Annotated in this window: 17 protein-coding genes; 11 read left to right on the top strand and 6 right to left on the bottom strand. The window is 60.5% G+C overall.

Features of this window, described 5'->3' with window-relative positions; all coding sequences use genetic code 11:
* Nucleotides 1-288: 288 nt before the first annotated feature.
* The gene (gene mvaT / locus PGR6_RS05880; RefSeq protein WP_007933316.1) at nucleotides 289-666 is read left to right on the top strand and encodes a histone-like nucleoid-structuring protein MvaT; all 378 of its coding nucleotides are present in this window, start codon (nucleotides 289-291) and stop codon (nucleotides 664-666) included.
* A 98-nt stretch (nucleotides 667-764) separates the two neighbouring features.
* Here the strand turns inward: mvaT and sbcB are convergent, their stop codons facing one another.
* Entirely contained in the window at nucleotides 765-2,195 is a 1,431-nt protein-coding gene (gene sbcB, locus PGR6_RS05875) for an exodeoxyribonuclease I (protein WP_064616344.1), read from the bottom strand.
* 183 nt (nucleotides 2,196-2,378) lie between these two features.
* Between sbcB and PGR6_RS05870 the strand changes: the two genes are divergently transcribed.
* From PGR6_RS05870 to PGR6_RS29095, 8 genes are all read left to right on the top strand, one after another.
* Entirely contained in the window at nucleotides 2,379-3,104 is a 726-nt protein-coding gene (locus tag PGR6_RS05870; RefSeq protein WP_064616343.1) for an RDD family protein, read from the top strand.
* Entirely contained in the window at nucleotides 3,101-4,078 is a 978-nt protein-coding gene (locus PGR6_RS05865) for a stage II sporulation protein M (protein ID WP_064616342.1), read from the top strand. Before PGR6_RS05870 ends, PGR6_RS05865 begins: the two co-directional genes overlap by 4 nt.
* Complete coding sequence (locus tag PGR6_RS05860; RefSeq protein WP_064616341.1) at nucleotides 4,065-5,609, top strand: DUF4129 domain-containing protein; 1,545 nt, start codon at nucleotides 4,065-4,067, stop codon at nucleotides 5,607-5,609. Before PGR6_RS05865 ends, PGR6_RS05860 begins: the two co-directional genes overlap by 14 nt.
* On the top strand, nucleotides 5,606-6,769 hold the full coding sequence (locus tag PGR6_RS05855; protein ID WP_064616340.1) for a DUF4350 domain-containing protein: 1,164 nt from the start codon (nucleotides 5,606-5,608) through the stop codon (nucleotides 6,767-6,769). Before PGR6_RS05860 ends, PGR6_RS05855 begins: the two co-directional genes overlap by 4 nt.
* Nucleotides 6,766-7,767, top strand: coding sequence for an AAA family ATPase (locus PGR6_RS05850; protein ID WP_064616339.1), 1,002 nt, complete (start codon nucleotides 6,766-6,768; stop codon nucleotides 7,765-7,767). The genes PGR6_RS05855 and PGR6_RS05850 overlap by 4 nt, the downstream gene beginning before the upstream one ends.
* Before the next feature lie 148 nt (nucleotides 7,768-7,915).
* Entirely contained in the window at nucleotides 7,916-9,247 is a 1,332-nt protein-coding gene (locus PGR6_RS05845; RefSeq protein WP_064616338.1) for a DUF58 domain-containing protein, read from the top strand.
* A gap of 142 nt (nucleotides 9,248-9,389) precedes the next feature.
* Nucleotides 9,390-9,638: a hypothetical protein gene (locus tag PGR6_RS05840; protein ID WP_064616337.1), complete on the top strand. Its 249-nt coding sequence runs from the start codon at nucleotides 9,390-9,392 to the stop codon at nucleotides 9,636-9,638.
* A 274-nt stretch (nucleotides 9,639-9,912) separates the two neighbouring features.
* Entirely contained in the window at nucleotides 9,913-10,299 is a 387-nt protein-coding gene (locus tag PGR6_RS29095) for a DUF6124 family protein (protein ID WP_371924385.1), read from the top strand.
* Nucleotides 10,300-10,352: 53 nt separating this feature from the next.
* Here the strand turns inward: PGR6_RS29095 and PGR6_RS05830 are convergent, their stop codons facing one another.
* Together PGR6_RS05830 and PGR6_RS05825 are read right to left on the bottom strand one after the other, a co-directional pair.
* Nucleotides 10,353-10,712 (bottom strand): PilZ domain-containing protein, encoded by a 360-nt coding sequence (locus PGR6_RS05830; protein WP_064616336.1) that lies wholly within the window; start codon nucleotides 10,710-10,712, stop codon nucleotides 10,353-10,355.
* Between the two features lie 237 nt (nucleotides 10,713-10,949).
* Nucleotides 10,950-11,324, bottom strand: coding sequence for a tetratricopeptide repeat protein (locus PGR6_RS05825; protein WP_064616335.1), 375 nt, complete (start codon nucleotides 11,322-11,324; stop codon nucleotides 10,950-10,952).
* Nucleotides 11,325-11,497: 173 nt separating this feature from the next.
* Between PGR6_RS05825 and pyk the strand changes: the two genes are divergently transcribed.
* On the top strand, nucleotides 11,498-12,949 hold the full coding sequence (pyk, locus tag PGR6_RS05820; protein ID WP_018926537.1) for a pyruvate kinase: 1,452 nt from the start codon (nucleotides 11,498-11,500) through the stop codon (nucleotides 12,947-12,949).
* 97 nt (nucleotides 12,950-13,046) lie between these two features.
* Here the strand turns inward: pyk and PGR6_RS05815 are convergent, their stop codons facing one another.
* From PGR6_RS05815 to PGR6_RS05805, 3 genes are all read right to left on the bottom strand, one after another.
* On the bottom strand, nucleotides 13,047-13,796 hold the full coding sequence (locus PGR6_RS05815; protein WP_064616334.1) for an enoyl-CoA hydratase-related protein: 750 nt from the start codon (nucleotides 13,794-13,796) through the stop codon (nucleotides 13,047-13,049).
* A 148-nt stretch (nucleotides 13,797-13,944) separates the two neighbouring features.
* Nucleotides 13,945-14,880 (bottom strand): iron-sulfur-binding ferredoxin reductase, encoded by a 936-nt coding sequence (locus PGR6_RS05810; protein WP_064616333.1) that lies wholly within the window; start codon nucleotides 14,878-14,880, stop codon nucleotides 13,945-13,947.
* Entirely contained in the window at nucleotides 14,873-15,979 is a 1,107-nt protein-coding gene (locus PGR6_RS05805) for a GGDEF domain-containing protein (protein WP_064616332.1), read from the bottom strand. The genes PGR6_RS05810 and PGR6_RS05805 overlap by 8 nt, the downstream gene beginning before the upstream one ends.
* Nucleotides 15,980-16,545: 566 nt before the next feature.
* Between PGR6_RS05805 and PGR6_RS05800 the strand changes: the two genes are divergently transcribed.
* Entirely contained in the window at nucleotides 16,546-18,069 is a 1,524-nt protein-coding gene (locus PGR6_RS05800; RefSeq protein ID WP_007938826.1) for a fumarate hydratase, read from the top strand.
* Nucleotides 18,070-18,164 lie beyond the last annotated feature (95 nt).

The following is an 18,164-nucleotide window of genomic DNA, read 5'->3' as shown; positions in this document are numbered from 1 at the left end:
AGCGATTGCGCAGCAAAACTGCAGTATTGATGACGCGCGGCTGCGGATTGCGGTCATCGGCACAGGTTCCGGCGGTGCCATACGCCAGTGCATGGTGCTCTTGTAGCCAGCCTTCAAGAGGTTAACTGTGAATATTTGTGACGCTATTTAACTGTCTCTCCAATGTGTGTCCTATTCACCGCAACTAATTTAAGTAAAACTTCGGTTAAATGTTTACTTGATGAAACACCCTGACTATTATTGTCGCACTGTCACCCTGTCATCCAGCGCCAACATAAGGTAGTCCTCATGTCCTTGATCAACGAATATCGCGCCACCGAAGAAGCTATCAAAGAGCTGCAAGCCCGTTTGAAGAACCTGTCCCAAGACGACAAACTGCAAACCGAGCTGGAATTCGAAGGCAAATTGCGCACCCTGATGGGCGAATACTCCAAATCCCTGCGTGACATCATTGCCCTATTGGATCCAGAGTCCAAAACCAAGGCTCCACGTGGCGGCGCAGTAAAAACTACTGGCACCAAGCGTGCTCGCAAAGTTAAACAATACAAAAACCCGCACAACGGCGAAGTCATCGAAACCAAAGGTGGCAACCACAAAACTCTGAAAGAGTGGAAAGCCAAGTGGGGCGGTGACGTGGTTGAAGGCTGGGCTACCCTGCTGGGCTAAGCCGCAAGCGCGTCGCAGACTGATCCGCGACCAAAAGAACGCCAGCAAATGCTGGCGTTTTTTTATGCCCGGAATTCAATCGCAAGTCATTTTCGTTTTCAAATATTCAAACGTTTGCGTAATGCCTGGACATGAATCTGCCATTCATCCAGAACCTCTTGCTGAAACGATGTAGGACTAATCGTCAATTGGGCGGCAGCTGTCAGAAAACTTTCCAGCGTATTGGGAGCGCCCCACTCCGGCACGGACAAACGCTGCTGACAAAATATTCGCCAGCGTTCTTGCTCTTCCGGGCTCAACGTATCCGGAAAGTTGCGTGCGCGATAACGAAACAATAATTCGGGCAAACGTTCATCATCGAAAGGCCACTGCTCTTGTGCTAATTGCGCAGGGTCGGCGGCTCTGACTTGCTCACATAGACGCCGATCCCGATCGCCGATAAAACCGTCGTATAACTGTTGCTCGGGGTCCAGGCTCGCGGCGAAATCCTCGCGGGCATAAACTCCCGAGACTTTATCTTGCCAAAGTTGTTGTGCGGCACTTAGCCGCAGCGCCCGTTCCTGATAGAGCGCCATGTCCAGCCCCAAACGTTGCTGATCTTCGGGACGAAGTACCGATAACGGCGCCACGACCGGGCACTTGTTGATGTGTATGAGCTTGAGCGGCACGGGCAGTTCGCCTTCGGCCAGATCGTCACGGCGTGTATAAAGCCGCTGACGCAAGGTTTCGGTATCCAGATCGAGCAGCCCCTGAGGGTCCAGGTGCAGGTCACAGACAATCAGCGCGTTGCGATTGCGTGGATGCCAGGCCAGTGGCAGTACCACGCCGACATAATGGCGGGCCGCCGAAAAGCGCCCGGAAATGTGCACCATCGGCTGCAACAGCCGAATCTGGTCCATCACCTTTTGTTTGCTGCGCAACTGAAACAGCCAGTCATACAACTTCGGCTGTTTTTCACGAATCAGACGCGCCAGGGCGATTGTGGCGCGAACATCCGATAGCGCCTCGTGGGCATTTCCGTGATCGATGCCATTGGCGGCGGTCAGGCGTTCGAGCTTGAGCGTCACCCGCCCTTCGTCATCCGTGGGCCAGACGAAGCCATCGGGACGCAACGCATAAGCCGCGCGCACGATGTCGATCAGGTCCCAGCGGCTGTTGCCGCCCTGCCACTCCCGTGCGTAGGGGTCGAAAAAGTTTCGATACAGGCTGTAACGGGTCATCTCGTCGTCGAAACGCAGCGTGTTGTACCCTGCCCCACAAGTGCCGGGCAGGGCGAGCTGGGCATGAACCCGTGTCATGAAATCGGCTTCGCTCAAACCTTGCTCGGCCAGAAGGCCAGGCGTGATACCGGTGATCGCGCAAGCCGCCGGATGCGGCAGGATGTCGTCACTGGGCTGGCAGTAGAGATTGACCGGCTCGTCTATTTCATTGAGATCGAAGTCGGTGCGAATCCCCGCCACTTGCAACGGACGGTCGCAACGGGGGTTGATGCCAGTGGTTTCGTAGTCGTACCAGAAGATCGAGGTCACGGGTTGTTCCTGAACAGAAGACCGGCGAAGTCTAGGCGCACACAGGCTGCCCCGACCAGAAATGTTGTCATTCAATCACCTCCGGCCGCATACCGTGCAATACATAGTTATGTCGTTTCCCCCCGAGAGGCTGCTAGCATCGAACGGACATCGAATCGCAAACCGGCCACAGCAAGGTTGCCCATGCTCGAGACCACAGCACTGCCACGGAAAGCAACGCTGGCCCCGCCACTGGACACGTGGTATCAGGTCGAAACGCCCGAAGGCATCGACTTGCCACTGCGCCCGGCCGGGTTGATGGTCCGTGCGCTGGCGTTCACCATCGACCTGGGCCTGCGCGGGTTGATCCTGGGCCTGCTGTTCATGGTGCTGGCGTTCCTCGGCAAACTCGGCGCGGGGCTTGGCTCGATTTTGCTGTTCGTGGTGAGCTGGTGGTACATGGTGCTGTTCGAGGTGCTCAATCAGGGGCGCTCGCCGGGCAAGCAATGGATGGGATTGCGCGTGGTGCACGACGATGGCACCCCGATCGGCTGGTCCGCGTCCTTGCTGCGCAACCTGTTGCGATTTGTCGACATGTTGCCGTTCGGCTACTTCCTCGGGGCGATCAGTTGCCTGCAACATCCCACCTTCAAACGCCTCGGCGACCTGGCCGCCGGCACGCTGGTGATCTACCGCGAACAACCGCTCACCCGACCGCAGTTACCCGATGCCCCGCCGCGGCGTGCCGCTTTCGCGCTGACGCTGACCGAGCAACGCGCCATCCTCGGGTTTGCCGAGCGCCAGGGTGAACTCTCCGAGGCGCGGGCAGGTGAACTCGCCTCGATACTCGCGCAACCGCTGCACGTTTCAGCGCCGCAGGCCGTGGCCGAACTCAACGGCATCGCCCGCGGACTGTTGGGCCCGACATGAAGCAAAGCCTATTCGAAAGCCGCCACAAGACCGAATGGGAGCAGTTTGCACTCATGCTCGAACGGCTGGAACGCGGCAAGGAAACCTCGCGAGTCGCCAGCTTCCCCAGCGACTATCGACGGCTCTGCCAACACCTGGCCCTGGCTCAGGAGCGTGGTTACAGCAGCTTTTTGGTCGACTCGTTACAGCAACAAGTGCTGCGCGGGCATCAACAGCTTTATCGGCATCGCAGTTGGCTGAGGGCCAACGTACTGAGCTTCATCCTTGCCGACTTCCCGCGTCTGGTGCGCGAACAATGGCCCTTCGTGCTTGCCGCCAGCCTGATATTTTTTGGCAGCCTGATTGGCATCGGGCTGCTGGTGTATCTGTTCCCGGAACTGGTCTACAACCTGATCCCGGCCGAGCAGGTCAGTGAGATGCAAAGCATGTACGACCCCGTCGCCGGTCATCTGGGGCGCTTGGCAGAACGGGCGGCCAGTGAAGACTGGGAGATGTTCGGTTACTACATCATGCACAACATCGGCATCGCGTTTCAGACCTTCGCCAGCGGTTTGCTGTTTGGTCTGGGCAGCGCGTTTTTCCTGTTCTTCAACGGCTTGATGATCGGTGCGGTGGCCGGGCACCTGACGCACATCGGCTACGGGCAAACCTTCTGGTCATTCGTGATCGGGCACGGCGCCTTCGAACTGAGCGCCATTGCCCTGGCCGGTGCCGCCGGCCTGCAACTGGGCTGGGCGTTGATCGCGCCGGGACGTTTGCCCCGCGCCGAAGCCCTGCGAGTGGCGGCGAGCAAGAGCGTGTTGCTGATTTGCGGGGTCATGCTGTTTTTGTTGATTGCAGCGTTTATAGAAGCCTACTGGTCGTCGCGGACCGGAGTCACGCCGCTGACCAAATACCTGGTCGGCGCAGCGCTCTGGGTGTTGGTCGCGACTTATCTGCTGTTTGCCGGACGGACCCGCCATGCGCCTGAGTGACGCCAGTGCAGTGATTCGCCCACGCACAAACTGGGAAGCCATGGACCTGGGGGTGCTGCTGAGTCAGCGCCATCGACGCCTGTTGATGACCAGTTGGGCGATCGTGACCCTACCGATTTTTACCTTGCTCAGCCTGATGCTGTGGGAGTCGCCCTCCCTCGCCCTGTTCCTGTTCTGGTGGCTCAAACCGGCGTTCGATCGGCTGCCGCTGTACATCCTGTCCAAAGCCATGTTCGGCGAAACACCCACGCTGAAACAGGCCCTGCGCCAATGGCCGCGCCTGCTCCCGCCGCAACTGCTGGCCAGCCTGACCTGGCGCCGCCTGAGCCTGAGCCGCAGCTTTCTGATGCCGGTGGTACAACTCGAAGGCCTGGAGGGCGAAGCACGACAACAGCGTTTACGCGTGCTGTTGCAGCGCAATGCCGGTGCCGCGCAATGGCTGACAATCATCGGCGTGCACCTGGAAACCGCGTTGTGGATCGGCCTGATGGTGCTGTTCTACATGCTCTTGCCGCTGCAGGTCGAACTCGACTGGGGCTGGCAGACCTTGATTGCCGCCGCCACACAAGACTGGCGCTGGCTGGAACACCTGACCAATGCTTTTTACGCCCTGGTGCTGGTGGTCTGGGAACCGATTTATGTCGCCTGTGGTTTCAGCCTTTACCTGAACCGGCGCACACGGCTGGAAGCCTGGGACATCGAACTGGTGTTCCGCCGCTTGCGCCAACGCCTGAGCAGCGCAGTCATCACGCTGCTGCTGGCGGCGTGTGTGCTGGTGCCGACGGGGCAAAGCGTCTGGGCCGCCGAACCGGGCATGTCACCGGACAGCCCGCGTCTGCTGGAGCAACCGCTGACCAGTCAGGCATCCCGAGACAGCATCAAGGCCATCCTCGATCAGCCACCGTTCAAGAACAAGGAAACGGTGACCCGCTATCGGTTCGGCGAAGACAAGCCCGCCGACGATACCGCGCACGGTGGTCAAACACCCGCCTGGCTGAAAGCGCTGTTCGGTTTGCTCGACAGCCAACGTTTCGGCGCATTGGCCAACCTGATCGAGGTGTTGCTGTGGGGCGCGGTGATCGGCGCCATTGGCCTGTTGATCTGGCGTTACCGCGACTGGTTGCAGGCGTTCGTCAGCCGCCGGCCAGCGCTCAACCGAAAAGTGACGCGACCATTGCCGCAGCAGGCATTCGGCCTGGACCTCAACCGCGAAACCCTGCCCGCCGATATCGCGGCCAGCGCCGAAAGCCTCTGGCAAACCAACCCGCGTGAAGCCCTTGGCTTGCTCTATCGCGCCTTGCTCAGCCACTTGTTGAACGACTTCGACATGACGCTCAAGCCCGCCGACACCGAAGGCGAAGTGCTTCAGCGCGTTGAACATTTGAAGCAACCGGCGTTGCTGGCCTTCAGTAAAAGCCTGACCGCACACTGGCAGAACATGGCCTACGGGCATCGCCTGCCACCGGCGCATTTGCAACAGGAACTGTGTGACGGCTGGCGCGCATTGTTCGGCCCCGGAGCGGTCCGTTGAATCGCAGGGCATGGCTGGCGGTCGGCGTGTTCATCGTCGTGCTCTTGGGTGCGCTGAGTGTTTACCTGTATTTCAAGGCCACACCCTATCAGGTACAAATCGAACACGGCCCGTCCCCTGAAGCCCAGGCCAATCCCTACCTGGCCGCCGAGCATTTTCTGCGCAAACAGGGCCTGACCGTCAGCCACGCCAACAGCCTCGACATCCTGCCGACCCTCGAACCGCGTCAGCACAGCCTGTTGTTGCTCGGCGACCGCTCGAACATGTCGCCGCGCCAGGTGGATCAGGTGTTGAACTGGACCCGGGCCGGTGGGCGCCTGGTATTCGTCGCCGAAGCCCTGTGGGATGAAAAGACCGGCCAAAGCAATGACCTGCTGCTCGACCGGGTGCAGTTGCACCAGTTCCTGAGCAAAGACCTCAAGGACTCGCCTCCCGATCTGCGCGATGATCCCTACCCCAAACTGACCAAGCTCTATCTGGAAAACGAAGAGGCGCCGGCCTACTTCAGCTTCGATACCGCGTTCCACCTCGACGACCCGAAAAACCTCGCCCAGGCCTGGGCCAACAGTGGCAAGGCCACGCACATGATGCAGCTGAGCCACGGGCTGGGTTCGATCACCGTGGTCACCGATGCCGACCTCTGGAAAACCCCGGCCATCAACCAGTACGACAACGCCTGGCTGCTGTGGTACCTGACGGCCGACACCGATGTGACCCTGCTGTTCAATACCGAGCACGACAGTCTGCTGACCTTGTTGTGGCGTTACTTTCCCCAAGCCCTGGTGGCCCTGATCGCCTTGATCGCTTTGGGTTTCTGGCACGTTGGCGTGCGCAGCGGCCCTTTGCTGGAGCCGGCCCCAAGGGCGCGTCGGCATCTTCAGGAACACCTGCGCGCAAGCGCCGATTTCATGCTGCGCCGCAGCGGTCAGCACAGCCTGTTGCACGCCTTGCAGCAAGACATCCTGCGTCGTGTCCGCCACCGTCATCCCGGTTTTGAACAACTCGGCGTCGCCGAACAATGGCTGGTGCTCGCACGCCTGACCGGCCACCCCACACGCGCCATCAGCCAGGCCATGAGCCCGCGACCGAAACAGCGGCTGTCCAGCGCTGAATTCAGCCGTCAGGTCGCCCACCTGCAAACCTTGAGGAACGCCTTATGAGTGAACAGATCGAGCCCGGCACCCAGACCCACGCCGCCCAGCAGCGCCAGCGCGCCGGCCAGTTGGCCCAGGCGATAAGAACGGAGTTGCAAAAAGCGGTGATCGGCCAGAACACCGTAATCGATGATGTGCTCACCGCCCTGATCGCCGGCGGCCATGTGCTGCTCGAAGGCGTGCCGGGGTTGGGCAAGACGTTGCTGGTGCGCGCCCTCGCCCGTTGCTTCGGTGGCGAATACGCCCGCATCCAGTTCACCCCGGACCTGATGCCCAGCGACGTCACCGGGCATGCGGTGTACGACCTGCAAACCGAGCAATTCAAACTGCGCAAAGGCCCGTTGTTCACCAACCTGCTGCTGGCCGATGAAATCAACCGCGCCCCGGCAAAAACCCAGGCCGCGTTGCTCGAAGCCATGCAGGAACGCCAGGTCACCCTCGAAGGCCGCGCTTTGCCCATCGCGCAACCGTTCATGGTGCTGGCCACGCAAAACCCCATCGAACAGGAAGGCACTTACCCGTTACCCGAAGCCGAACTCGACCGCTTCATGCTCAAGGTGCGCATGGACTACCCAGAGGCCGATCAGGAATTGGACATGGTGCGTCAGGTCAGCCGCTCGACCCGCGCCGACATGCTCGATGTACAACCGCTGCGCACCGTGTTGCAAGCCAAGGACGTGCTGGCCTTGCAGCGCATTGCCAGTGACCTGCCGCTGGACGATCAGGTGCTCGATTACGCCGTGCGCCTGGCCCGCACCACCCGCACCTGGCCAGGCCTGACTCTCGGCGCCGGGCCTCGCGCCTCCATCGCCCTGGCACGTTGCGCCCGCGCCCGCGCCTTGTTGCGCGGGGGCGAGTTCGTGATTCCCGACGACATCAAAGGTTGCGCCCTGGCGGTACTGCGTCACCGCGTGCGGATTGCCCCGGAGCTGGACATCGAAGGGCTGGACGTCGATCAGGTGCTCAAGCAACTGCTCGACCAAGTGCCGGCGCCACGCCTGTGAACATGGCCATCCGGACCACCCCTGTGGCGAGGGAGCTTGCTCCCGCTGGGCTGCGAAGCGGCCCCAACATTTCTGATAGGGCGAAGAACTTGCCAGCGCTGCGCACTGGAGCGGGAGCAAGCTACCTCGCCACAGGAACTGTGTGCCGATGAAACCATCCCGGCTTCTACTGGCCTGGCTTGCGGCCTTGCTAGCCATCGGCATCGTGCTGGGCGCCTTACGGGCGCTGGACATCGCCGTTCCATCTAGCCTTTTATCGATCAACTGGGGATTACTGCTGGCCCTGCTGGCCCTGGCGATACTCGACGCCATTCGCCTCAAGCGTTTGCCCTCACCGCGCCTCCAGCGACAAATGCCCGGCAGCCTGGCACTCGGTCGCTGGAGCGAAGTGCGACTGGAGGTCGAGCATGATTTTACCCAGCCACTGAACATTCAGATCTTCGACCACGTACCCGACGGCCTGAGCGTCGAAAACCTGCCCCTTTCGGTCGAACTGCAACCCGGCCAACAGAGCCAGATCAGCTACCGCCTGCGCCCGCTCATGCGCGGCCATTTCAGCTTCGAATACTGCGAAATCAACCTGCCGAGCCCCATGGGTTTGTGGTCCGACAAACGCCTGCTCAACATACCCGACACCACCCGCGTCTACCCCGACTTCGCCCGCCTCTACGGCGGCCAGTTGCTGGCGGTAGACAACTGGCTCAGCCAACTCGGCGTACGCCAGCGCCAACGTCGCGGCCTGGGCCTGGAATTCCATCAACTGCGCGAATTCCGCGAAGGCGACAGCCTGCGCCAGATCGACTGGAAAGCCACCGCCCGCCAACGCACCCCCATCGCCCGTGAATACCAGGACGAGCGCGACCAGCAAATCATCTTCATGCTCGATTGCGGCCGGCGCATGCGCAGCCAGGACGGCGAGCTCGCGCATTTCGATCACGCCCTCAATGCCTGCCTGCTGCTCAGCTACATCGCGTTGCGCCAGGGCGACGCGGTGGGCTTGAGCACCTTCGCCAGCAACCATCCGCACTACCTTGCCCCGGTCAAGGGCACAGGCCAGCTCAATGTGTTGCTCAACACCGTCTACGACCTCGACAGCACCCAACGCCCGGCCGACTACCAGGCCGCCGTCACGCAACTACTGGCTCGACAAAAACGCCGGGCACTGGTGGTGCTGGTGACCAACCTGCGGGATGAAGACGATGAAGAACTGCTGACTGCGGTCAAACGCCTGAGCAAACTGCATCGGGTGTTGGTGGCGAGCCTGCGTGAAGACTTGCTCGACAATCTACGGCACGCCCCGGTGCAGACCTTGCCTGAGGCGCTGGCCTATTGCGGGACGGTGGATTATTTGAATGACCGGGCGCAGCTCCATGAGCGGTTGAGTGCTCATGGAGTGCCGGTGGTGGATGCTCGGCCCCAAGAGTTGGGGGCCGAGTTGGTGACGGCGTATTTGGGGTGGAAAAAAGCTGGAACGATGTAACGTCGAATCGTATATAAAATCGTCATATCACGATGCCGACATGGATATGACGTGCGAGCACGTACGACAAGCCCTCAATCCGGGTACTTACGAAAACCAGTCCCACTCAACAACCTGAAAGCTCTATCGCAAGGAATCCATCATGGACGAGACAAAACTATTTGCTTCAGTGCTAACGCAGATCAATGAGAACCAACTGGCTTTGGGGGCCGCTATAGAAGAACTATCGAATTGGATAGCGCAACGAGGTGCTACCGAAATAGCGGATAACATCCGATGTGCATTGCAAGCGATAGATCGAAACCAAGAATTCATCTCTTTGGCACTTATTTCTATCTCCACCGATTTTAAAGAATCACAAGCTCCAAAAAAGCATGACCCTAATGACTAGCTAACCATCAAGAGTCGTAATTCTCCTCGGCTGTTACCCGATGCTCCTCATCGGGTAATAACTGACGTTCATGGTCAGTAATATGCTTGTTGTCCTCCTCCCGACTTCTCGAATAGCAGCGCTAACGGCTACAGAATGAAGCGCATCTGCCTACAAGTGTCAGCGACCCAGGCTGATTGTGGGTGGCGTCCGTCCCAACATAAGGTTCTCCTTCCCTCGCTGCCGTCCATTCGTCTACCTCCGAATCGGCGGTAGCTCCAACAAGGAGTTAACCGTGTCAATGCCTCGACCCAATTCACTCAATACCATCCCGCGTTCCCCCTACGGAACCCTCGACTCAAGAAAACTCCAAGACGCTGCCAACAGGGCTCTAGATCACTATCTCAAACAGGAAAACACTGAGCCGTGTTTTGCCAACGAACGCCCCACCGAGGAACGATCCATGAAAATGTTCACCGTTGTCCCCGATGCCAATCCCGAAGCCTTGACCATCGAGACCTACGAAACCTTTTCGACGGTCAGCATTCTGCTACTCGACCTGGCGGAAAGCCTGGACGACAAGCCGCGGCATCTGGCCATGGCAATTTACCGGATGAGTGAGTTGGGGCTGATGCTGGTGGAACGGTCGCTGGATAACGAGAAGGCGATTAAAACGACGTAGCGACGAATCCCAGTAGCAGCAGGCTGCGCCAGCTGCTACTGGTTGCGGATTTGTCAGGCTGAAGCAGGCAATGGCTGAAAGCTGAAATACTGCGTCAACGCCTCCACCAATTGCCCGTACTCCGGCGGTGCCCGTTGCAGGCTGAACCCGGCGTCGTAATGATGGGGCGTGACGTCTTCATGGCACCACAGACAACACGCCTTCAGGTCAATGACCTGCTGGCAGCCGTCGCTGGCGGGGATTTTCAATCGCAGGTCAAAGTCGACGCCCACCATTATCGGCAACTGGCTGATGAGCATCAGCCCGTCGCTGGACAAGTTGCCCAGAAAGCCGATGGGTTTGTCGGTGACGCTGTTGAACACTTTCAGAAAATACGGCAGTTGATGCCGCTCGATCCGGCGGTCGGTAAACATGCGCAAATGGCCCAGCAAGGCCCTTAAGCAGGGCCGCACTAATGCTTCGGAACGTGCCGGCTGCTTGATAAGCCTGGGCGCGCTCTCCCCGATCCTGGTGCGTCAGCCCTTACAACGCTGACGTTTACTGCTGCCGATCACAGGTATCACCCCGGTTTAGAGGCAAGGTTCTAAAACCGATCTCTTGGACTATAGCTCACCACCGCCGGGCGGCCAGCCGTTGCATGACAGCGGCCATCAGAACTGCGTCGGGCGCACGGCCGCCGCGCTGCGCGTCGGGTAATGGCCCAGGCTCTGCAAGGTTTCCAGACGGGCACGGGCGCGATAGGCATATTCGCTTTGCGGGTACGAGGCAATGATGAACTGATAAGTCTGCGCCGCATCGATGAACAGCTTCTGCCGTTCCAGGCACTGGCCGCGCATCATCGACACTTCCGGCTGTACGTAGCGGCGGGAACGACTTTCACGATCGACCTTGGACAGTTCGAGCATCACCTGTTCGCAGTTGCCGCGTTCGTAGGCGCTGTAGGCATTGTTCAAATGATGGTCCATCGACCAATGGGTGCAGCCCGCAGCACTGAGGGCAAGGACGGCAATGAGCACGAATCGCATAAGGGGATCTCCTGTCTTGCGCTCTGTATCGACCCGTTGTCGGAAATCTTCAGGATGGCGTGCTGCAAAGTTGTCACGTTCAATAAAGAAAGCAATAAGTAGTGCAAACGAACAATGACTACACCCAAAGACCATAGTAGCCTCTGCTAGCGCTTGAACTCAGGAGTCTTTGCATGTCCGTTCGTCGTACCAAAATCGTCGCTACCCTTGGCCCGGCCAGTAACTCGCCGGAAGTTCTCGAACAGCTGATTCTGGCTGGCCTGGACGTCGCCCGCCTGAACTTCTCCCACGGCACCCCCGACGAGCACAAGGCTCGCGCGAAGCTGGTGCGTGACCTCGCTGCCAAGCACGGCCGCTTCGTCGCCCTGCTGGGTGACCTGCAAGGCCCGAAAATCCGTATCGCCAAATTCGCCAACAAGCGAATCGAGCTGAAGATCGGTGATCAATTCACCTTCTCCACCAGCCATCCGCTGACCGAAGGCAACCAGCAAGTGGTCGGCATCGACTACCCGGACCTGGTGAAAGACTGCGGCGTGGGCGACGAGCTGCTGCTCGACGACGGCCGCGTGGTGATGCGCGTCGATACCGCCACCGCCACCGAACTGAACTGCACCGTGACCATCGGCGGCCCGCTGTCGGACCATAAAGGCATCAACCGTCGCGGCGGTGGCCTGACGGCGCCGGCTCTGACCGAGAAAGACAAGGCCGACATCAAGCTCGCCGCCGAAATGGAAGTCGACTACCTCGCCGTGTCCTTCCCCCGTGACGCCGCCGACATGGAATACGCCCGTCAACTGCGCGACGAAGCCGGCGGTACTGCCTGGCTGGTGGCGAAGATTGAACGCGCCGAAGCCGTGGCCGACGACGAAACCCTCGACGGCCTGATCAAGGCCTCCGACGCGGTGATGGTGGCCCGTGGTGACCTGGGTGTGGAAATCGGCGACGCTGAGCTTGTGGGCATTCAGAAGAAAATCATTCTGCACGCACGTCGCCACAACAAGGCCGTGATCGTCGCGACCCAGATGATGGAGTCGATGATCCAGAACCCGATGCCGACCCGCGCCGAAGTGTCCGACGTAGCCAACGCCGTGCTCGACTACACCGACGCCGTGATGCTCTCGGCTGAAAGTGCTGCTGGCCTGTACCCGCTGGAAGCGGTGCAAGCCATGGCGCGCATCTGCATCGGCGCTGAAAAGCACCCGACCAGCAAGACCTCCAGCCACCGCATCGGCAAGGAATTCGAGCGCTGCGACGAGAGCATCGCGCTGGCAACCATGTACACCGCCAACCACTTCCCAGGCGTGAAAGCGATCATCGCGCTGACCGAAAGCGGCTATACCCCGCTGATCATGTCGCGTATCCGCTCGTCGGTGCCGATTTACGCGTTCACCCCGCACCGCGAAGCCCAGGCCCGCGCAGCGATGTTCCGTGGCGTGTACACCGTTCCGTTCGACCCGGCCTCGCTGGCACCGAACGAAGTCAGCCAGAAAGCCATCGACGAGCTGGTCAAGCGCGGCGTCGTGCAGAAAGGTGACTGGGTGATCCTGACCAAGGGCGACAGCTACCACACCACCGGCGGTACCAACGGCATGAAGATCCTGCACGTGGGCGACCCGCAGGTCTGAGTGACCGATAGCTGAAAAACAAAAGCCCCGCCATGTGAATGGTGGGGCTTTTTTCGTCTGTGGTGATCGTTCCCACGCAGAGCGTGGGAACGATCGGTTAGTGTTTGCTGATAAACGCTGACAACGCCGCCATCGCTTCCGGCGAGCGCAACCGCTGGGTGAACAACGCGCCCTCTTCTTCTATGACCTGGCGCAGCTGTTCCCGGTCCGGCGCTTTCATCAATTGCTTGCTGATGCGCACCGCTTCCGGTGGCAATGACTCGAACCGCAACGCCATCTCCCGCGCCTTGGCCAACGCCGCCTCGCCACTGCCCAAGGCCTCAGTCGCAATGCCCCACGCGGCGGCCTGTTCACCACTGAAACCTTCCCCAAGCAATAACAACTCCGCCGCTTTGGCCTGCCCAAGCAAGCGCGGCAGGATCAGGCTGGAGCCGAACTCCGGGCATAACCCCAGATTGACGAATGGCATGCGCAACCTCGCAGCCGCACTGACATAAACCAGATCGCAATGCAGCAGCATCGTCGTGCCGATCCCCACCGCCGCGCCGGCTACCGCAGCGATCACCGGCTTGCGGCACTCAAGAAGGCCGAGCATGAAGTGGAACACCGGGCTGTCGAGGTTGCCCGGCGGTTGCTGGATGAAGTCGGCGATGTCGTTGCCAGCCGTGAAGCATTCGGCGCTGCCGGTGATCAGCACGGCGTTGATGTCGGGATCGCTGTCGGCAAGCCGCAAGCCCTCCGCCAGTTGGCTGTACATGGCACGGTTCAGGGCGTTTTTCTTTTCCGGGCGGTTGAGGCGCAGGGTCAGTAAACCGCGCTCACGTTCAAACTGGATGGCGTCGGGCATGGCGTGTCCTGATCTGAGAGGATCAACTGTGGCGAGGGAGCTTGCTCCCGCTTGACCGGGCTGGCGCTCCAGTGCGCAGCGCTCACAAACTTTTGGGGCCGCTTCGCAGCCCAACGGGGGCGAGCCCCCTCGCCACAGCAATCAGCGCTCAACCATGGGGTACAAAGACATCCGCCAGCAGTTGATTGCGCGGCAAACCCGCCAGGTACAGGCGCCGGGCAAAGGCGTCGACGCTGTCGGGTGCTCCGCAGACTAAGGCCAGGGTTTGCCGGGAAACAAGGCGCAGTTGCGCCAAAGCCGCGGGCAACTCGGCCGCCGTCCACAGCTCGACATTAAGGTTTTCACGGCCCTCGGCCATGGCTTGCAGGGGTTTGGCCAGATAATGCTCACTGGCATCATGGGCCAGGTGAATGACGCGGATGGCGCCCTGGTGATGCTGACGCAACGCTTCGCGCAAGATGCCGAACAGCGGCCCCAGACCGGTGCCGGCCGCCAGCAACCACAGCGGGCGGGTGTGCCAGTCCGGATCGTAATGCAGCGCCCCGCCGCGCAACTCGCCGAGGCGGATCGGATCGCCGATTTTCAAGCGACGCGCCGCGTCACTGAACTCCCCCGGTTGACGGCAATCGAGGTGGAATTCCAGAAAGCGGTCTTCTTCCGGCAGGCTGGCCAGGGAATATGGCCGCGCCACCTGCCCCGCCCACAACACCAGATGCTGCCCCGCCTGATAGCGCAACGGGCGCTCGCTGCTCAGGCGCAAGCGCAACACGCTGGCGCTCAGCCAATCGCTGGCGACCACTTGCGCGGCAAGACCATCGCGCAGCGGGTCAAAAGTTTCGACTTGCAGATCGTCAACCACCTGGCACTGACAGGCCAACCGCCAACCCTGCTGGCGCTGTTCATTGCTCAAGGCATCGGGACGGCTGTCGCTGGGCAGGCCCTCGACACATTTGACCAGGCACGCGTGGCAACTGCCGGCGCGGCAGCTATAGGGCACCGGCACGCCGTTTTGATTGAGGGCATCGAGCAGGTTACTGCCCGCCGCCACTGCCCATTGGCGTTCGCCGACCCGTAACTCAGGCATCGACATTCTCCCAGGCGGCCGCGCAACGGTTACGGCCGTCACGCTTGGCGCGGTACAGCGCCTGATCGGCGCGGTGCAAGGCGTGATCCAGATCGTGGCCCAGTTCCAACAAGGTCATGCCCGCCGACAGGCTGAGATGGGCGATCTCCAGGCCGACCAATTCGACATCCATGAAGGCTATGCGCAAGCGCTCGCAACAGGCCGTCAGGCGCTCGGCATCGCAATCGGGCAACAACACCACGAATTCTTCACCGCCATAACGGGCCAGAATATCGCCATCGCGCAGGCAGGCCGTGGCCACTCCGGCGAACGCTTGCAGCACCTGATCACCGGCGGCGTGGCCGTGAACATCGTTGATGCGTTTGAAGTGGTCGAGGTCGATCAGCGCCAGGCCATGCACCACACCGACTTCCATGGCGTTCAACTCGCGGGAGGCCAGGCGCAGGAAATGCCGGCGGTTGAACAGCCCGGTGAGTTCGTCGGTCGCCACCAGGCCTTCGAGCTGGCGCATCATCCCGCGCAGGGTGTCTTGATGCGCCTGCAAGGCGAACCGCCGCTGCCGCATACGCTGGCGCGACACCTGGACGTAACGGGCATAGAGCACCAGCCAGCCGAGCACCACAAACAGCACGCACACCTGCAACAGGGACTGCGTCGGGTCGTGCAGCTCGAAGTGGTAGAGCTCCCATAACGTGATGGCGCTGAAACTGAAAAACACCAGCAACGCGCAACGCACAAAAGCAATACGCGACAGATGAAACAGCCCGAACAACAGGATCAGCAGGTAAAACACCAGAAACGCACCGCGCGCCTCGTCCAGATGGGCGATCAGCCAGGATTGCCAACTCAGCCCCAGCAGAATTTGCACTTCGGTCAGGCTGGGGTCGGAACACCGCAGGTTCGTGCCGCTGTAAAACACCGCGAACAACACGGCCTGACTGAACACCGTCAACACGCTGCCGATCACCATGCCAGCAAGGGAGTCGTTGTAATGGCCGGTGAAAAACGCCAGCCACACCAGCAGCAAGGCCAGGGCATAAGTGCCGGCCGCAAGGGCAAAGCGTTTGAGCAAAAGCCGCTGGATGGCGTTATGGGTCAATCGTTGATTCACCGTGCGAAAGGAGGCTGTCAGAGTGTCCTACTCTACAGGCCGGATGCCACTTTAGTGGCGAGTCTGATAAATGACCATTCAATTTTTGTGGCGAAAATCTGGCGTCAAACCCATGACCCGCTTCCTGTGAGTCGAGCCTTGCTGCATTCCAGGTAGCAGCTGCCGAAGACTGCGTTCGCTGTAGCAGCTGTCGAGCTTGCGAGGCTGCGTTCGGCTGCGAAGCAGTCGTGAATCCGGCTGACACGGTCTGCCTGACATACCGCAAATCTCTGATATTGCGACTGCTTCGCAGCCGAACGCAGCCTTCGGCAGCTGCTACAGGTTCGCGTTGTGCGGCTATATCAGGATTCGTGGCGATCCGCACCGGCGATGTATGCGACCAACGTTTGACTGTCAACAGATGTACCCGCCTTTGATGCGCGGTATACTGCCGCGCCTTTTTAGCGTCGCGCCAGCATGCCCGGCGTGCCTTGAAAGGTGTCTGCGACCGACCGATGCACCCAAGCCGCAGGCACCTTATTGAATGTTCCCGTCTTTTAGAGGAGCGCGACTCGATGACCGTGATCAAGCAAGACGACCTGATTCAGAGCGTTGCTGACGCCCTGCAATTCATTTCCTACTACCACCCCGTGGATTTCATCCAGGCGATGCACGAGGCCTACCTGCGTGAAGAATCGCCGGCAGCCCGCGACTCCATCGCGCAAATCCTGATCAACTCGCGCATGTGCGCCACCGGCCACCGCCCGATCTGCCAGGACACCGGCATCGTCACCGTGTTCGTGCGCGTAGGCATGGACGTACGTTGGGATGGCGCCACCATGGGCCTGGACGACATGATCAACGAAGGCGTGCGCCGGGCTTACAACCTGCCGGAAAACGTCCTGCGTGCCTCGATCCTCGCCGACCCGGCGGGCGCTCGTAAAAACACCAAGGACAATACCCCGGCCGTTATCCACTACTCCATCGTTCCGGGTAACACCGTGGAAGTGGACGTGGCGGCCAAGGGCGGCGGTTCCGAGAACAAGTCGAAAATGGCCATGCTCAACCCGTCCGACTCGATCGTCGACTGGGTTTTGAAAACCGTTCCGACCATGGGCGCCGGCTGGTGCCCACCGGGCATGCTCGGCATCGGCATCGGCGGCACCGCCGAGAAAGCCGCCGTGATGGCCAAGGAAGTGTTGATGGAATCCATCGACATTCACGAGCTTAAAGCACGCGGCCCGCAGAACCGTATCGAAGAGATGCGCCTGGAGCTGTTCGAGAAGGTCAACCAACTGGGCATCGGTGCCCAGGGCCTGGGCGGTCTGACCACCGTGCTCGACGTGAAGATCATGGATTACCCGACCCACGCCGCCTCCCTGCCGGTGTGCATGATCCCGAACTGCGCCGCCACCCGTCACGCGCACTTCGTGCTCGACGGTTCCGGCCCGGCCTCGCTGGAAGCGCCACCGCTGGACGCCTACCCGGAAATCGTCTGGGAAGCCGGCCCGTCGGCCCGTCGCGTCAACCTCGACACCCTGACGCCGGAAGAAGTGCAGAGCTGGAAGCCGGGCGAAACCGTCCTGCTCAACGGCAAGATGCTCACCGGTCGCGACGCCGCGCACAAGCGCATGGTCGAGATGCTGAACAAGGGTGAAACCCTGCCGGTGGACCTGAAAGGTCGCTTCATCTACTACGTCGGCCCGGTTGATCCGGTGCGCGAAGAAGTGGTTGGCCCGGCTGGCCCGACTACCGCTACGCGGATGGACAAGTTCACCCGTCAGATCCTCGAGCAAACCGGCCTGTTGGGCATGATCGGCAAATCCGAGCGCGGCCCGACCGCAATCGAAGCGATCAAGGACCACAAAGCCGTTTACCTGATGGCAGTCGGCGGCGCGGCTTACCTGGTGGCGCAAGCGATCAAGAAATCCCGCGTGGTGGCGTTCGCCGAACTGGGGATGGAAGCGATCTACGAGTTCGACGTGAAAGACATGCCGGTCACCGTTGCGGTGGACAGCAAGGGTGAGTCGGTACACATCACTGGCCCTGCGATCTGGCAGCAGAAGATCAGCGAAAGCCTGGCGGTGGAAGTGCAGTAAGCGCTTCAGTCTGCCCGTACGGCCGGCTCATCGTTATGGATGACCCGGCCGTTTTTTTTATCCAGTGTCCAAACCGTTCGCGATAGAAAAACCTG

Origin of the sequence: Pseudomonas sp. GR 6-02 (assembly GCF_001655615.1) — a bacterium.
Taxonomy (GTDB): domain Bacteria; phylum Pseudomonadota; class Gammaproteobacteria; order Pseudomonadales; family Pseudomonadaceae; genus Aquipseudomonas.
Note: the sequence above shows the minus strand (reverse complement) of the source record. Positions and strands in the feature narration are given on the sequence as shown.

Excerpts from the sequence above, each read along its gene's own strand:
- PGR6_RS05845 (WP_064616338.1), top strand. The coding sequence starts at position 7,916 with ATGAAACCATCCCGGCTTCTACTGGCCTGGCTTGCGGCCTTGCTAGCC.
- PGR6_RS05800 (WP_007938826.1), top strand. The coding sequence starts at position 16,546 with ATGACCGTGATCAAGCAAGACGACCTGATTCAGAGCGTTGCTGACGCC.
- PGR6_RS05840 (WP_064616337.1), top strand. The coding sequence starts at position 9,390 with ATGGACGAGACAAAACTATTTGCTTCAGTGCTAACGCAGATCAATGAG.
- mvaT (WP_007933316.1), top strand. The coding sequence starts at position 289 with ATGTCCTTGATCAACGAATATCGCGCCACCGAAGAAGCTATCAAAGAG.
- PGR6_RS05810 (WP_064616333.1), bottom strand. The coding sequence starts at position 14,880 with ATGCCTGAGTTACGGGTCGGCGAACGCCAATGGGCAGTGGCGGCGGGC.
- pyk (WP_018926537.1), top strand. The coding sequence starts at position 11,498 with ATGTCCGTTCGTCGTACCAAAATCGTCGCTACCCTTGGCCCGGCCAGT.
- PGR6_RS05825 (WP_064616335.1), bottom strand. The coding sequence starts at position 11,324 with ATGCGATTCGTGCTCATTGCCGTCCTTGCCCTCAGTGCTGCGGGCTGC.
- PGR6_RS05850 (WP_064616339.1), top strand. The coding sequence starts at position 6,766 with ATGAGTGAACAGATCGAGCCCGGCACCCAGACCCACGCCGCCCAGCAG.
- PGR6_RS05870 (WP_064616343.1), top strand. The coding sequence starts at position 2,379 with ATGCTCGAGACCACAGCACTGCCACGGAAAGCAACGCTGGCCCCGCCA.
- PGR6_RS05830 (WP_064616336.1), bottom strand. The coding sequence starts at position 10,712 with ATGTTTACCGACCGCCGGATCGAGCGGCATCAACTGCCGTATTTTCTG.
- PGR6_RS05860 (WP_064616341.1), top strand. The coding sequence starts at position 4,065 with ATGCGCCTGAGTGACGCCAGTGCAGTGATTCGCCCACGCACAAACTGG.
- PGR6_RS05865 (WP_064616342.1), top strand. The coding sequence starts at position 3,101 with ATGAAGCAAAGCCTATTCGAAAGCCGCCACAAGACCGAATGGGAGCAG.
- PGR6_RS05815 (WP_064616334.1), bottom strand. The coding sequence starts at position 13,796 with ATGCCCGACGCCATCCAGTTTGAACGTGAGCGCGGTTTACTGACCCTG.